The following is a 15,293-nucleotide window of genomic DNA, read 5'->3' as shown; positions in this document are numbered from 1 at the left end:
AGCTAAGAATAGATTTCCTTTTACGGGAGGTAGTCCGTAGTTTTGTGCGCGTAAAATCCAGAAAATTATGAAAATCATTTGCATAGGTCGTAACTACGTTGATCATATTCACGAACTTCAAAATGCCATTCCAGAAGACCCCGTCATTTTCCAAAAGCCCGACACGGCGTTGTTGAAGGAAGGAGCCGCATTTTATTTGCCCGATTTCTCACAAGATGTTCACCATGAAGTAGAGATTGTGGTGAAAATCAGTAAGATGGGCAAAAATATTGACGAAAAGTTTGCCCATAAATACTACGACCAAGTAGGCATTGGGATTGATTTTACCGCGCGTGATTTACAATCAAAGCTAAAAACCAAAGGCTTGCCGTGGGAATTGTCCAAGGCATTTGACGGTTCCGCCCCGATTTCCGACTTTGTTTCAAAGGCAGAATTTGCGGATATGCAAGACATCAATTTCCATCTGGAAGTAAATGGCGAAACGCGCCAACAAGGCAATACTTCTTTGATGTTGTTCAAAATAGACTACATAATATCGTTTGTATCTCGCTTTTTTACCCTCAAAACAGGAGACCTGATTTTTACGGGTACGCCCAAAGGAGTAGGCCCTGTAAAAGCAGGCGACAAGCTCACGGCTTTCGTTGAAGGTAAAAAAATGTTGGAATTTGAGGTTAAGTAAAAGGTTTGAGGTTTTTAAGTTTACGGTTTAGAGTGCCGTCGGTTACAATAACCGACGCGAGGTTTCTCAAAACCTCGTGAACTAAAAAGCAACAACCCAACAAAGAAAACACCAAAGTTAGTACATGGTTATAAAACGCATTCTCGTACCGTTTTTCAGTATCTTTTTTGTCATTGGAAGCTTTGCCCAAAAAGCCAGCTTTCCCAAAGGCTATTTTATATTTCCGATTTCTCCTGGGCAAAAAAATACCCTAGCGGGAGTATTGGGTGACTTGCGCGCCAATCACTTCCATGCGGGGATTGACGTCCGTACCCAACAACGCGAAGGTTTGCAAGTGTTGGCTGCTGCCGATGGATATATTTCCAAAATCAAGGTTCAAACAACGGGTTATGGCAATGTGATTTTTATCAAGCACTCCAACGGCATGACCACCGTTTATGGGCACTTGTTGTCGTTTGCCGATCCCATGGGGAGTTATTTGCGGGAAAAACAGTACGAACGCAAAACGTTTGAAATAGAAATAAATCCGTCGCCCGAGCAATTTCCCGTTCAAAAAGGCGAATTGATTGGCCTGTCTGGCAATACAGGAGGGTCGGGAGGCCCGCATTTACACTTTGAAATTCGGGACTCAAAAGACAATTACCTCAATCCACTGTTTTTTGGTTTTGAGGAAGTAGAAGATGAGATTCCGCCGTATTTCAATTCAATGGCCATTCGTCCGATGTCACTGATAAGTCGTGTCAATGGTGAGTTTGAACGAATCAGTGTTCGTCCTGTCCGTCAAAAAGATGGAAGTTATAACATTGGCCAGACTATCAAAGCTTGGGGAGAAATTGGGTTAGAACTGATTGCTTTTGATGCAATGAACGGTGTCAACTTTCGCAATGGTGTCAATTGTGTTGAAATCAAATTGGACGGGAAAGAAGTGTTTGCTTACAACATGACGTCGTTTCCCAGCTGGAGCACCCGCGACTACAACAACGTCATTGATTATGCCACCGAACAACGCAACGGGCTTCGTTATTTAAAATGTTATAACCCCGACGGTAACCTGTATGGTCTCCAAAAAACGGATGGCTATCGGGGAAAACTTCAAATTCGGGATACGCTGACGCACGAAGTACAAGTGACACTTTTTGACTCCTACGAAAATTCGTCGATACTGCGGTTTAAGGTAAAAGGAGAACTTACAGAAACGCTTATGATGCCCTTGGGAGAATCTGAACAGGCACCGAGTTTGGCATACATCAAAACGGATGCGACCGAAAACGTATTAAAAATCAGTGCGTTGGGTTTATCGCAAGCCGTTCCCGCAGAAATTTTCAGTAAGCGTGCGCCCTTGCAACTTTCACCTGCTTACAAATCAAACGGGGAGACGGTTTATTTGCTGGATTTACGCGAACATTTGCCCGACTCGATTCGGATTGGGAATAAGTTACTTCGTACCGATTTTCGGCAACGCATTCGCCCCGACCGAATTGAAACCTACAAAGAAGACCGCTTTTCCATTCGTTTTGGCAATAAAAGCATTTTTGATACGCTGTATTTAGCGGTTCAGTCACGCCCCAATGGCTTGATTATTAACGATGCTTATACGCCACTTCGGGATGCAATTGGAGTGAACTTTCGACCCGACGCCCTGCCCGAAAATCCTGAGAAAACCCACATGTACCGCTTAGATGGCGGACGTATGAGGTTTGTCGGGGGGAAATGGGAAGGAAATTCGATTGATTTTACCACCCGAGAACTTGGGAGTTTTGGGTTGGCTACCGACACCAACCCACCAGCCGTTCGAGTGATTCAAGCCAATAAAAAAAGCATTTCGGCCCGAATTTCAGATGGCATGTCGGGTATTGAACGTTTTGATGCCTACGTCAATGGTGAGTGGGTATTGATGAATTATGATTACAAACGCAGTTATATTTGGTCTGACAAACTGGTAGATTCCCTCGATTTTGAAGGTACGTTGCGCTTAGAGGTGCGGGATAGAGCGGGGAATGTAGCGGTTGTTGAAAGTGAAATCAAAGAAGCGGTGGTTCGTCCTGCCGCAGCTTCAAAACGCACCAAATCAAAAGCCGTCGCTGGTCGTCGAAAAAAGGCAACAAAGGCGACGGGTAAAGCAAAAAAATCTTCCAAAAAACGCGCTAAGCGATAATTAGGCAGTTAAAAATATGCAACTTTTTTTTCGCCAAGTAGGCACAGGGCAACCACTGGTTATTTTACACGGACTGTTTGGGTCATGTGATAACTGGCTGACAATAAGCAAGGTAATCGCAGAGCAAGGGTTTTCGGTTTATGCCGTTGATCAGCGAAACCACGGCCGATCACCTCATGCTCCCAGTCATACCTATCCAGAATTAGCGGCTGATTTACACGATTTTTTACAACAAAATAACATTGAAAACCCGATTTTGGTAGGACATTCGATGGGTGGAAAAACGGTAATGCAATACGCCATGTTGTATCCTGACACGTTCAGTAAGTTGGTGGTGGTTGACATTGCTCCCAAGTCGTATCCCGTTCATCATGCCGAAATCTTGAAAGGGTTAAGTGCCGTTCCTTTGACCGAAATTCAAAACCGCAACGAAGCCGAAGCCATTTTGAGCCAATACGAACCAAGCCCGTCGGTACGTCAATTCTTATTAAAAAACCTGTACCGCAACGAAGAAGGGGTGTTTGCGTGGCGTATCAATTTGCCCGTGATAAACCAATACATCGAGTTGATAGGGGCGGATTTAGAAAATACCCAAACAATACGGACACCTACGCTTTTTATTCGGGGAGCAGAATCGAGGTATATCAAAGATACTGATTTCTGGACCATCCAAACGCTTTTCCCGAATGTTACCCTCGATACCATCGAAAACGCAGGGCATTGGGTACAAGCTGAACAGCCCGAGGCTTTTGTAAAATCGTTGATGAACTTTGCCAAATGAAACTATACTTAATTCCAACACCGCTGGCTGAGGGGACAACGCAAAGTGTTTTGCCAGCCCATGTACCTGAGGCGGTAAAAGATTTGGAGGTTTTTTTTGCCGAAGAGTTGCGCACTGGCCGCCGTTTTGTGAGTAGTTTACGGTTGGGTAAAACCATTGAAAACCTCACTTTTTACGAACTTCAAAAAAATACACCTGAGGCGGATACCTTGGCGCAATTGAAGGCACTGTTGGCCGAAAACAAAGATGCAGGGGTCATGTCGGAAGCGGGTTGCCCTGGTGTTGCTGACCCAGGCGCTGTAGCCGTTAAATACGCGCACCAATTGGGCATTGAGGTAGTGCCGCTGGTCGGGCCTTCGTCACTATTGTTGGCGTTGATGGCGTCAGGCATGAGCGGACAATCGTTTGTTTTTCACGGTTATTTGCCCATCGACCGAGCTCCGAGAGGGAAAGCCGTTAAGCAATTGGAAAAAGAGGCGATAGCCAAGAGGCAGACCCAGATTTTTATTGAAACGCCTTATCGGAACAACCAAATGATGAAGGAAATACTGACACAATGCCAGCCAAACACCCGTGTTTGTGTTGCTTGTAACGTGACATCACCAGAAGGATTTGTCAAAACGTTGACAGTAAAACAGTGGAAAACCCAAGTGCCTGAGCTTCACAAAAAACCGACCGTTTTTTTGTTGGGAGAATAATTGGAAACGGGAAAGAAAATAAAAGAGGCTGGGTCGTTGACTCAGCCTCTCTTTATAAAAGTAGTAAGATAGAACGAAAAGTCGTTTTTCTATCTGTTCATCGAAATCAAGAACTCCTCATTGGTACGTGTTCCTTTCATACGTTCTAGTAAGAAATCCATCGCTTCATTTGGATTCATGTCAGAAAGATACTTGCGCAAAATCCACATACGCTGGAGGGTTTCGCGGTCGAGTAGCAAATCTTCACGTCGTGTACCTGAGGCATTTACATCAACTGCTGGATACATACGTTTGTTGGCCAAACGGCGGTCGAGTTGGAGTTCCATGTTACCCGTACCTTTAAATTCTTCAAAGATAACTTCGTCCATTTTTGAACCAGTATCAATGAGGGCTGTAGCGATGATGGTCAAAGAGCCACCGTTTTCAACGTTACGAGCCGCACCAAAGAAGCGCTTGGGTTTGTGAAGTGCGTTGGCGTCCACCCCACCCGAAAGGATTTTACCCGATGCAGGCGTAACGGTATTATATGCACGGGCCAAACGCGTGATAGAGTCGAGGAGTATCACCACGTCGTGGCCACATTCTACCATCCGCTTTGCTTTCTCAAGTACCATACCTGTTACTTTTACGTGGCGGTCGGCTTGCTCGTCAAAGGTCGAAGAAATCACTTCGGCGCGAACACTGCGTTGCATGTCGGTAACTTCCTCTGGACGTTCGTCAATGAGCAAAATGATCAGGTAAATCTCAGGGTGATTGCGCGTAATTGCGTTGGCAATTTCCTTTAGTAACACGGTTTTACCCGTTTTTGGCTGCGCTACAATCATTCCTCGTTGGCCTTTTCCGATGGGGGCAAACAAGTCGAGAATCCGCGTAGAATAATTATCAGGCTTGCCGCTGAGTTTGATGTGCTCTTGTGGGAACAAAGGCGTTAGGTACTCAAACGGAATACGGTCACGGATTTCTTCGGTTGTTTTACCGTTGACGGTTTCTACGCGAAGCAGGGCAAAGTATTTTTCTCCCTCTTTGGGCGGGCGTACTGAGCCACGAATGGTGTCACCAGTTTTTAGACCAAAGAGTTTTATTTGGGAAGGCGATACATAAATATCGTCGGGACTAGCTAAATAATTATAATCGGCAGACCGTAAGAAACCGTACCCACCATCAGACATAATTTCGAGTACGCCTTCGTTGATGATAAGTCCATCAAATTCTTTTACGTAGTTGTTGTATTGGCGTTTGATTTTACTCTGGAACTCATCAGGTCGATAGTCGCGTGAGCGTTCTTCCGTTTTTGCGGGAAGTGGCTCGGGTTCTACCTCTGCGGGTGCTTCTGCTTCAAAATTTTCAGTAATAAAAGAGGTGTCGAAAAAATCTTCCTCTGGAAGTTCGATTTTTATATCGGCAAATTCCTCCTCAGCTGCTGGTTGCTCATTTGCTGGCTGCACGGGCGCCTCGGTGGGTGCTGCAGTGGGTTCGGGCGTAGGTTCATCAAAAAAACGAGGGGCTGCATCCTTTGGGGAATTTTCAGGGAATGGCTTCTCATTTTTATGAATACGCTGACGTTTGCCACGTTTCTCAAACGAATCGTTTGATTTGGGGTGAAAAAAGTCAATAGTACTTTGAGAAACTACCTCAATAGAGTCTGAAGAAGCATCTTCTGCGGCGGCGTCTTCGGTTGGCGCATCAGGGTCTGACGCAGCAACTTTTCGAGGACGTTTACCTGAAGGTTGTGCAGATTTTGATTTTTCGGCGGGAGTGTCAGAAGTAGAGGACTGTTTTTCTAAAATTTTAGCAATCAGTTCTTTCTTTGAAAACTTAGAAGGGTCTTTGATACCGTTTTTTTCGGCAATTACCCGCAACTCTGCTAGGAGTTTGGGATTTAGATCATCAATGCTGAGCATATAAAAATGAAGGGTAAAGAGAACCTTTACACGGAGAAATGTTTATTATTAGTTATTTAACAACAAGAGGATAAACCAAGAAAAATAGGGATTGATAGCTGGAACTGAACAAGAGAGACGGCTTTTGGGTTAATGTGTATCAGATAAGCCGTAGTATTGTCAGAAAAGTCTCGCAATTATACTTCTTAAACGGGATTCTGTCAAGAAAATTTTGGTATTTGTTATTTTTTTTGGCGCTATTGTGATTTTTTCGCTAAAAAACGACCGCTCATCCTTCTCACAGGTGCTAATTCTTGAAAACTCACTAACTTTGCACCCGCTTTTGCCACAGCAAGGGCAGTTATTAGTTTACCGTTAATCATGAGAATGTTTCCTAACGGCTGAGTATGAATAACGTGTAACAAATAACGTGTCATAAATAACGTATAAACCAAACAAATGGAGAGAAATCAAATCATTGGATTAGCGCTCATCATGATGATGCTAATAGGGTACCAAATCCTAGCACCACAAACTGAGCCTCCCAAGACGAATCCTGCGACGCAAACAAAGTCTAGTGCTACTGCCGCTGTTGCACCTGCCCCTCGTCAATTGGATTCGGTAGCTGCCAAAGCCATCTATGGCGATTTTGCCAGTGCAGCCATCGGTACCGCAAAAGATATTGTGGTAGAAACAGACGATGTTCGCTTGACTTTTAGCACCAAAGGCGGGAATGTCAAAGAAGTATTATTGAAAAAATTCAAAACTTACACCAATGCTCCTCTGTACCTTATTGATGAGCAAAGTAGTAAGTTTAACCTCGAACTCCCTACCAACAAAGGCACAATCAATTTAGCTGATTTGTATTTTACCACAGAGGCAAGCAACCAAGTAATTACTTCAGGCAAATCAACGAAACTAGCTTTCCGTTTGCCTTTGGGAGCTAATCAGTACATCGAACAAACCTACACCATTCAGGGAAGTGGGTATTTGATTGATTATGATGTGCAATTGGTTGGATTGGACGGCCTTGTTAAAAACGAACCTACTCGCCTTGTATGGCAAGATAAGTTGAAGCAGCTAGAAAATGACATGGCCGAAAACCGTAAAGTAGTGACGACCAATTATTACTCAGACGGGGAATTGTCGGACATCGGTCGCGGACAAAGCGATAATGTGGAAGAGAAAATAGAGCAACCTGTTTCGTGGTTTGCCCATAAAAACAAATATTTCCTTTCGGCTTTTATTACTAAAGGTTCGAGTTTGAGTAATGCCACTTTAAAATCGTTGGTAAATCAGTCGGACACGACCTACATCAAAACCATGCAAAGTGAAGGAAGCCTTTCAACGGCGGACTTGAAAGCAGGGAAAGGAAACTTCCAGTTTTTCTTTGGACCAAACGATTACCAAATCGTAAAAAATATTGATACAGCTACCGATTTTGGCGATAACGTGGACTTGGGCTATGCGTTCTTGAAACCGCTTAACAAGTTCTTCTTCGTGCCGATGTTTAGCTTTTTGGAGAAGTTCTTCTCTAACTATGGGGTGCTGATTGTGGTGTTGGTGTTGATTGTAAAATTGTTGATGACCCCGCTCGTTTATAAGTCGTATGTAAGTATGGCTAAAATGCGGATGTTGGCGCCAGAACTGGCGATTATCAAAGAAAAAGTAGGCGATGACGCGGCCAAAATGCAACAAGAACAAATGAAATTGTACCAACAAGTAGGCGTGAGTCCGTTGAGTGGCTGTATTCCTGTGTTGGCAACAATGCCTATTTTGATGTCTCTGTTCTTCTTGTTTCCCAACTTGATTGAACTTCGTCAGCAGTCGTTTTTGTGGGCAAGTGACCTTTCTACCTACGATGCCCCGATTAAATTGCCGTTTGCGATTCCATTCTACGGTGCACACGTAAGTATTTTTACGTTGGCCATGACCGTTTCTCAGTTGGTGTACGCGTGGTACAACAACCAAATTACACCTGCGCAAGTGCAGCAGCCTGGAATGCCTGATATGCGTATGCTGACGTATTTTATGCCTGTGATGTTTATGTTTGTCATGAACTCATTCCCAGCGGGTTTGAGTTTTTACTACTTGGTATCGAACGTAGTGACTATCTTACAACAGCAGGTGATTCGTCGTTTTGTGAATGATGATAAAATTCGCTCGATTTTGGAAGAAAACCGCCGCAAAATTGCGTCAGGTGAGAAGAAGAAGTCGAAGTTCTCGGATATGCTTGAGCGCTCAATGAAAGCGGCTGATGAAGCAAAAAAACAAGCTGACGAAGCGAAAAAGCAAGTCGAAGCAAAACGTGCGCAAGCGAAGAAAAAATAGATAGGAAGGATGTGTCGGGGTGTAAGCACCCCAACGCACACGCCATTAATAAAAAAGGGCAGCAATCAGCTGCCCTTTTTTATTATCTATCAATTTATGCCATTGCAGGGTCGCTCACAGAATCTTTGCCTGTTTCGACGTGGCCCGCAAAACGTTGCTCAAAACCCTCCGTACCTTCTACGCGGATGCTGACATCGTACCAGCCGTGGCTTTTCTTGAGGTCGAGTACGAGTGATGCTTGTCCATTTTTAGCTTCTACAACCACCGTTTTAGGGGCGTTTTTGTAGGCATTGTCCGTAACTACTACGCGTAGCCTTTTTTGAGAGTCCGCATTACGGAATTGCAAGGTTAAATTCCCCGAAAGTTGATTTTTTGAACCCTTTAATGTTTCATATACTCCTTTTACACTCAACTGTGGGCTATTGGCTTGTCCTTTAAATTCGCGGAAAAACCCGTTAGGGCCATACACACAGAGATGATAGGCGTCGTTTTCAAAACTGGAAAGCGGCCAAGAGGGTGTGAGTGAATCGCCTGAACTTACGGCGTACGACCAAGCTTTTAAGTCTTCAAAAGGAGCACTTTCGTTTGCGCGGTATTTGTGCGGGGCATACACGTGAAAGGGAGAACCCGCCGATTTTGTCCCAAAAACACGATTTTGGGCGCTCAACTGAACCGACACTGATTTTTTATCGGCACTGAGTACTGCGTCGGCGTAAAGTTCATACGGAATGGCCGCCGAGGGGCGCGTACCTTCTTCTTGTTTTGGCATCCATGAAGTAGCGGCAGGGTTTTGGTTGGCTGCGGCAATTTCTTCTGGTGAAAGGGCTTTGAAGTTAGAAGGTGGATTTTTGAATTTGGCGTTGTGTACGAGTTGATAAAAGCTATCTTTTTTAACGGATTCAGGCAACGGAATTTCTTCTCCGCTGTAGGGGCGAAAGACCGAAGTTAAGTCTCCACATACCGTGCGCCGCCATGCGCTGATGTTGGTTTCTTTAATGTCTTTCTTGGTTTTATGGCTCAAGAAATGCTCCATAAACTGCAACACAGAGGTGTGGTCAAACACCTGCGAGTTGACAAATCCACCACGGCTCCAAGGGGAGGCAATCAGCATCGGAACGCGGTAACCCAGTCCGATAGCCCCGTCGCGGCCAGGATTTTGCGCACTGTATTCTTTGCGTTTACGTTCTTGCTCCATGGTCACGTGTTCAACGCTCGGGTCGATGCCTTTGGAAACCAACCCGTCGCTCAAGTCAGGTTTGGGAGCTACGAAAGGAGGAACGTGGTCAAAATAACCGTCGTTTTCATCGTACGTAACAATGAAAATGGTTTTTTTCCAAATCTCAGGATTTTTGGTTAAAATATCCATTACCTCCGAAATATACCAAGCCCCGTACCAAGGCGCCCCTGGGTGGTCGGAGAAGTTTTCGGGGGCAACAATCCACGAAACTGTTGGTAGTTTTCCCGTGTTTACATCTTCTCTGAATTGGTGAAGGGTATCACCTTTAGGAACCGACATTTCACGTTCGACGCTGCCATCCTCGTAGCGGTGTGTGGTCAACTCGTGGTAGTGAGAATCGTTTATATTAGTCGTAAACGCCTTTTGGTGAAGGTTTTTTGCGCGTTGTGAAAGTTTTTCAAAGTTTTCTTTGCTCCAAAGTTCGCGGTCTTTTTTGGCGATTTCGAGTTCGTCTTTTTTCTGTTTGAGTGTTTTTTGGGCAGTTTCAGTTTCTTTGCCAGACGGAGGAAGCGTTTGCAGTTTTTGTTCTAACGCCGCAATTTCTTTGGGCAATTCAACCACCTGTTTGGCAAGGAATCGTTGATAGCCAGTTGAGAAACGAACGTTATATTGAGAAAACCACTCAATGGGGTTATCGGTGAAGTTCGCAAGCCAGGCATCTTGTTCGCCATTGAAGCCCATCGAAATGCTCAATTCGTTTTGATAAATTCTCCACGAAATGCCATTATCTTCTAACCGTTCAGGGAAAGTGGTCCAGTGGGCCAAATCGTCGTAATCAACGTCTGAGTTACGAACATTGGCCTTTGATTCAATAGTAGGTTTTTCCCGAATTGTTCCCGACCAAAGATACAGGCGGTTGGGGGTAGTACCTGTCAGTGACGAACAGAAATTATGGTCACAAACCGTGAAGGCATCGGCCATGGCATAATAAAACGGAAGGTCTTCGCGCGTAAAGTAGCCCATGGTGAGTGGCATGTGGGCATAGGCTTTGTTTCCTGATTTTTTGACGTCAAGCCAGCGGTTGTACTTCCCGTTGTTTCGAGCATCCACTTGGTTTTCCCAAGAGTGGGGGAGGGAGCTCATCCAAGTCACTTTGGTATCTTTAATATCAAGGCGAAAAGGGGCGTAGGTTTCGCCTTTGGCATTAGACTGTAACCAAACCAAGTTTTTGTTGGGTTGGCGAATGGCCCGAGGGTCATTAAAACCCCGAACCCCTCTGAGGGCACCAAGTGCGTGGTCGAATGAGCGGTTTTCTTGCATCAAGACGACAATGTGCTCGGCGTCGAGATAAGTACTTCCCTGTTGGGGATTAATTTCTAATGCTTTTTGGATAGATTGAGGTAAGGCACTCCATAGGCTTGCACCGCTAGAAAGTAGAGCGGCTTTTTTGAGAAATTCTCTTCTAGAATCCATATAGAAAAGTTGGTGATGAAAATGGAACAGGTAGCAATACTACGACAAAAGTGTACATAAAGGCTAAGGGAAGAAGTTAAGAAATGGTTATTTTTACTAAAAAAAGGAATCTTTTATGCTTGAGTTGCTTTTTGTCGTATTAGAAACTTAACATAAACATAACTTGAAAATTTTGTTTTAACCGAAAAATAGCTATGTATTTGTAGATTTTTTTATTTGAACCTTTTAAATCAGTAAACCAACAATGAAATCTGAAAAGAAAGCCCAAGCAAGTGCAATTATTGAGAAAATAACCGCCGCACTTACCGACGAGACTAGCTCAAAAAAAGTGAAAAAAGCTGTGGGCAAAGCAGCCGAGAAATTAGCGAAGAAGCTGGCTAAATTTGCTAAGAAAGAAGAAAAAGAAAAAGCGAAAGAAGCCAAGAAAGCCGAAAAAGTAAGTAAAAAAGAAGGTAAGCTCAAAAAAGGGAAAACTTCCAAAAAATCGGAAAAGAATAAGCAAGAAACAGCAGTAGTTGAAGCGCGACAAGTAGAAACTGCTCCAAGTTCAACAGAAGAAGCTACGCAAGGGTAAGTACATTGAGGCCTGATGGATTCATCAGGCCTCGTTTTATAACACCCTTTCACAAAGTTGTAAGTAATATTCCAAATCGGGTTTGGCTAAACCTGTTACTTTGGCGGCTTCGTCCCAGCGACGCATCTGAATGATTAAGTCAAAGTAAGGGTTTTGTTCAAACTCAGCTGCTTCTTCAGCATTCATTGGGCCCCCTTGAAACTCTAACGTTTTTAAACTCGCTTCGGATAAGCCAGCAAAATATTTTGGGTTTTTAAAGGTCAAATACCGCTTTGCATTGACGTGGTTGGCGACTAAAATGCAGACTTTTTCGGGAAAACCTTGGGCGCGTAGCCACTCGGCAGCTACTTCTTCGTGGTCTTTTCGGCCATATTCGGCCATGAGTTCTTCTTCAAGCTCGGTGGGCATTAAGTGACCAATGTCGTGTAAAAAAGCAGCTACCTGTACTTCTCTGTCAAACCCGCCTTTGCGGGCTAAATCGGCACCTTGGGCAGCGTGTTCGAGTTGGCTCACGTCTTCGCCGTAGTATTGGTCATCGCCTTGTGCTTCAAAAAGTTGACGAATGCTGGTGATTGCGGACATCGTTTTGTTGTTAAATAATGTAATATTGGTGTTTAGCCGTTGTTTTCGGTCTGACTATCGTGTTTCTTCGTCAGACGGTAGTCAGAAGAAGCTTTATACGATTTTATGTATATCGCCTTGCTTTCGGTCTGACTATCGTCTGACCTTCGACTATCTTTCGGTCTGACTATCGTCTGACCTTCGACCATCGTCAGACGAAGCTTTAGATTTTACTTAAAAACCGTTTGTATAGCTTCTCCTACTGAATGTTCACAAGTAAAATTCAATCCCAAGGCTGAGGCTAATGTTTGGGCAATTTGGTTTTGAAATAATACTTCGGCGTGTTTTACTTCGCCTTTGGCGGGGGTATCAGGCCCCATCGCTCCCATCCAGATTTGAAAACAATCGGGGGTTTTGGTGCCGTGGTCTTTCCAGCGGGCTTTGGGTGTATGTCCGCGTCCGTGGTCGGTGGTGAGCAAAATCGTGGTTTTACCTTTGTATTCGGGTTGTGATTGGAGGTAAGTCCACAAATCTGCGATGAATTTATCTACCATGTTGGCCGTTAGCAAATACTGGTCATATTTACCCGCGTGGGCAAAGTCATCGGTTTCGTCAAACGATAAGAAAAATACCTTAGGCTTATTTTTTTGAATGTATTCTTTGGCCATGTAATAGGTAATAAAATCTTGGCGAGTTTCACCCCAGGGGCTGGGTAACTTGTCTTGAATATCGTTTAGCAATTGTTCGCGAGGGTTGGGGTTAGCGACGGGTTCGTGGCCTGCATTGACAGGAATGCCAGTTCGTTTTTCATTGATAATGTGCGGTACCACATCCCAAGTTGCATAGCTAGCTACTTTACCTTTGTACTTTGGTTGGTTGTTGATAAACTCAAAAACGGTGGTGTTTGGGTTGTCGATTTTGTCGTTTGAGTTGATTCGTTCATCAGCAAAGCCACTCAAAATTTCGTTGTATCCTGGGTAGCTAAACCAATAGGTATTCGAGACATTCATTTTACTGCCATTCCAGCGGTTGCCGTAGAGTTGACCTTGTGTTGCCACCGTATTCCAGAAAAAAGGGAGGAGTTTTTGGCGGCGTTCTTCGGCGGTACTGGCCCAAAATTGTTTTATTAATTTGGCCGTGTCGCTGGTATAAGTTGGGTCAAAAAGGAGGGAAGAATCAGCTCCTCCAAACATTTCTTGCCAGCGAAGGCCATCGGTGGTAACCAGAATGACATTTTCGGTTTGGCGCTGGGCAATGCTTGAAAAAGTAATCAACAAAAGGTAGATGCAAGCCATTGTAGCTTTCATGGGTATAAATGATTGAGTTTAACACTACTTTAAAAAATAAAGCGGGAAGAAAACTACCCGCTTTAGTGTTCACTTAGCCTTTGAGTAAAACAATTATTTCAATAACCACATAAGATCGTTCACGTCGTCTTTACCAGTGAACTGTGAGGAAAGGGCAGAGTTATAGTTAGTTACGTTGGTGGTACGTTCGGTGGCTGGGTATTGCCAGCGCTTTGGGATTCGACCACTGTTGCCAGTGCCTACCCCTGTCAAAAAAGTAGGAATGCCCGTACGGCGTTGGTTATAAAATGCTTCTAATCCTGAATTTTGGAAGAAAGCAATATACTTTTGAGTAACGATTTGGTTTAAACCCGTTTCGTTGTTGCCTGCATATTTTACCAGCGTACCGTCGAGGTAAGTGGTTAGCGCTGTTACGTCTGCGATACCATAGTGGCTCATGGATGCTTCAATGCCTTTTTTGTACCAAGAAGCGGCATCACCTGTAGCCCAACCACGATTGATACCTTCGGCAATGTTGAAGCATAACTCAGGATAACCAATGAGGAAAAGCGCCTCGCCGACGTCGTTAGAATAATACCGAGCACGTTTTTGGAAAGAATATTCTCCCTTGAGCACTCTGGTACTCATATCGGCCAAATCTTCTCCCGAAGAAGCTCCTACGTAAGCTTCGTAATCGGTGGCTTTCAAACCTGCATTGATTTTGGCTTCGGCAGGTTCGGCAACGACAAAAACGCGCGGATCTTTGCGGGCTACGAGCAAATCAATGTACGTCTTGGCCATGTTCTCACGCGTGGCATTGAAACCAAAATTGGATGGGTTTCGGGGGTACTTATTAAAGTTATTAAAAGTATATTGAAGGTTATCGCTCATGCTTGCTTGTACTGGGAATTTGGTGGGGTTGCTAACCATTTCGGCAAAACGTTGTTTTACCTGCAACTCACCGTCAGCATCTTTGCTACTAAGACTTATCAGTACCCTCATTTTGAACGAATTAACCGCTCTTTGCCATTTGACAAGGTCATTGCCTAGGTAAATGTCGCCCGATAAATTGCGATCTCCTTTGGCGATAAGGGCGGATAATTCGTCGTTGGAGCTGTCTAACCACTTCAAAACCTGAACGTACACCGCTTTTTGAGTGTCGTATTTTGGTGTAGGTGATTCCAACCCTTTGAGGGCTTCCGTCATGGGAATATCACCCACGCGCTTTGTCATATTTTCGAAGAAATAAGCCCGAAAAAATTTGCCCAAAGCACTGTAAGGATTTTGCTCGGGTAGCCCTGCTCTTTTGGCCTCTTCCTCCATTTTTAATACGTTTTTTATCGTAAAATAGTAGAGGTCGGTGGTAGTCCAAGAATATTCGTTGGTCGCGTAATAATTGTAGTTTGAGCAATAATACTGGTTCCAACGGGCTTTGTCTCCCCAAGCACTGCCAGCGTTGACAACATTGTACATGTCGTTCAAAATGCCATTGAAAACCAACGAAGCGGGTGCGTTGACTGGGCGGTTAGGGTCTTTTTCGAGGGTAGTAAAATCTTGACACCCCCCTAATCCCCAAAGTGGGAATAATAACAGAAGTCTAAAAATATTTTTCATCGGTATAAAATTTTATGTGAATCCCCGAATTTTTGCTTCGTTCAGTACATCTTGGCAGCTGTCAAAGTTTGCTGAACGAAGCCC

At 44.3% G+C, this 15,293-nt stretch carries 11 protein-coding genes; 6 read left to right on the top strand and 5 right to left on the bottom strand.

What is annotated here, in order from left to right:
- The first annotated feature begins 67 nt into the window (after positions 1-67).
- The 4 genes from DTQ70_RS11185 (at position 68) to DTQ70_RS11170 (ending at position 4,313) form a co-directional block, all read left to right on the top strand.
- Positions 68-679 carry a fumarylacetoacetate hydrolase family protein gene (locus DTQ70_RS11185; protein WP_122930878.1) on the top strand — a complete coding sequence of 204 codons (612 nt, stop codon included), beginning with the start codon at positions 68-70 and terminating at the stop codon, positions 677-679.
- Positions 680-803: 124 nt separating this feature from the next.
- Positions 804-2,834, top strand: a complete 2,031-nt coding sequence (locus tag DTQ70_RS11180) for a M23 family metallopeptidase (RefSeq protein ID WP_122930877.1) — start codon at positions 804-806, stop codon at positions 2,832-2,834.
- 16 nt (positions 2,835-2,850) lie between these two features.
- On the top strand, positions 2,851-3,615 hold the full coding sequence (locus tag DTQ70_RS11175; protein ID WP_122930876.1) for an alpha/beta fold hydrolase: 765 nt from the start codon (positions 2,851-2,853) through the stop codon (positions 3,613-3,615).
- Positions 3,612-4,313 carry an SAM-dependent methyltransferase gene (locus DTQ70_RS11170; protein WP_122930875.1) on the top strand — a complete coding sequence of 234 codons (702 nt, stop codon included), beginning with the start codon at positions 3,612-3,614 and terminating at the stop codon, positions 4,311-4,313. Before DTQ70_RS11175 ends, DTQ70_RS11170 begins: the two co-directional genes overlap by 4 nt.
- An 89-nt stretch (positions 4,314-4,402) precedes the next feature.
- On the opposite strand, the gene rho is transcribed toward DTQ70_RS11170, so the two are convergent.
- Entirely contained in the window at positions 4,403-6,214 is a 1,812-nt protein-coding gene (rho, locus tag DTQ70_RS11165; protein ID WP_122930874.1) for a transcription termination factor Rho, read from the bottom strand.
- Positions 6,215-6,652: 438 nt separating this feature from the next.
- Here rho and yidC point away from each other — a divergent pair, with 438 nt between their 5' ends.
- Positions 6,653-8,524, top strand: coding sequence for a membrane protein insertase YidC (gene yidC / locus DTQ70_RS11155; RefSeq protein ID WP_122930872.1), 1,872 nt, complete (start codon positions 6,653-6,655; stop codon positions 8,522-8,524).
- A gap of 94 nt (positions 8,525-8,618) precedes the next feature.
- On the opposite strand, the gene DTQ70_RS11150 is transcribed toward yidC, so the two are convergent.
- Positions 8,619-11,174, bottom strand: coding sequence for a phosphocholine-specific phospholipase C (locus DTQ70_RS11150; RefSeq protein WP_122930871.1), 2,556 nt, complete (start codon positions 11,172-11,174; stop codon positions 8,619-8,621).
- 244 nt (positions 11,175-11,418) lie between these two features.
- On the opposite strand from DTQ70_RS11150, the gene DTQ70_RS30670 reads away from it, so the two are divergent.
- Positions 11,419-11,748 (top strand): histone H1/H5 family protein, HCT subfamily, encoded by a 330-nt coding sequence (locus DTQ70_RS30670; protein WP_164489973.1) that lies wholly within the window; start codon positions 11,419-11,421, stop codon positions 11,746-11,748.
- A 36-nt stretch (positions 11,749-11,784) separates the two neighbouring features.
- Here DTQ70_RS30670 and DTQ70_RS11145 read toward each other — a convergent pair whose 3' ends face one another.
- The 3 genes from DTQ70_RS11145 to DTQ70_RS11135 all read right to left on the bottom strand — a co-directional run bounded on the left by DTQ70_RS11145 (position 11,785) and on the right by DTQ70_RS11135 (position 15,209).
- Positions 11,785-12,330 carry an HD domain-containing protein gene (locus DTQ70_RS11145; RefSeq protein WP_122930870.1) on the bottom strand — a complete coding sequence of 182 codons (546 nt, stop codon included), beginning with the start codon at positions 12,328-12,330 and terminating at the stop codon, positions 11,785-11,787.
- A gap of 209 nt (positions 12,331-12,539) precedes the next feature.
- The gene (locus DTQ70_RS11140; RefSeq protein ID WP_122930869.1) at positions 12,540-13,616 is read right to left on the bottom strand and encodes an alkaline phosphatase family protein; all 1,077 of its coding nucleotides are present in this window, start codon (positions 13,614-13,616) and stop codon (positions 12,540-12,542) included.
- Positions 13,617-13,709: 93 nt separating this feature from the next.
- A complete protein-coding gene (locus DTQ70_RS11135; RefSeq protein WP_122930868.1) occupies positions 13,710-15,209 on the bottom strand; it encodes a SusD/RagB family nutrient-binding outer membrane lipoprotein in 1,500 nt (499 codons plus the stop codon).
- Positions 15,210-15,293: the final 84 nt, after the last annotated feature.

Origin of the sequence: Runella sp. SP2 (genome assembly GCF_003711225.1) — a bacterium.
Lineage (GTDB): Bacteria > Bacteroidota > Bacteroidia > Cytophagales > Spirosomataceae > Runella.
Note: the sequence above shows the minus strand (reverse complement) of the source record. Positions and strands in the feature narration are given on the sequence as shown.

What these genes read in the sequence shown, in the direction of transcription:
- DTQ70_RS11145 (WP_122930870.1), bottom strand. Translation starts at nt 12,330, where the DNA reads ATGTCCGCAATCACCAGCATTCGTCAACTTTTTGAAGCACAAGGCGAT.
- DTQ70_RS30670 (WP_164489973.1), top strand. Translation starts at nt 11,419, where the DNA reads ATGAAATCTGAAAAGAAAGCCCAAGCAAGTGCAATTATTGAGAAAATA.
- yidC (WP_122930872.1), top strand. Translation starts at nt 6,653, where the DNA reads ATGGAGAGAAATCAAATCATTGGATTAGCGCTCATCATGATGATGCTA.
- rho (WP_122930874.1), bottom strand. Translation starts at nt 6,214, where the DNA reads ATGCTCAGCATTGATGATCTAAATCCCAAACTCCTAGCAGAGTTGCGG.
- DTQ70_RS11185 (WP_122930878.1), top strand. Translation starts at nt 68, where the DNA reads ATGAAAATCATTTGCATAGGTCGTAACTACGTTGATCATATTCACGAA.
- DTQ70_RS11140 (WP_122930869.1), bottom strand. Translation starts at nt 13,616, where the DNA reads ATGAAAGCTACAATGGCTTGCATCTACCTTTTGTTGATTACTTTTTCA.
- DTQ70_RS11170 (WP_122930875.1), top strand. Translation starts at nt 3,612, where the DNA reads ATGAAACTATACTTAATTCCAACACCGCTGGCTGAGGGGACAACGCAA.
- DTQ70_RS11175 (WP_122930876.1), top strand. Translation starts at nt 2,851, where the DNA reads ATGCAACTTTTTTTTCGCCAAGTAGGCACAGGGCAACCACTGGTTATT.
- DTQ70_RS11135 (WP_122930868.1), bottom strand. Translation starts at nt 15,209, where the DNA reads ATGAAAAATATTTTTAGACTTCTGTTATTATTCCCACTTTGGGGATTA.
- DTQ70_RS11150 (WP_122930871.1), bottom strand. Translation starts at nt 11,174, where the DNA reads ATGGATTCTAGAAGAGAATTTCTCAAAAAAGCCGCTCTACTTTCTAGC.
- DTQ70_RS11180 (WP_122930877.1), top strand. Translation starts at nt 804, where the DNA reads ATGGTTATAAAACGCATTCTCGTACCGTTTTTCAGTATCTTTTTTGTC.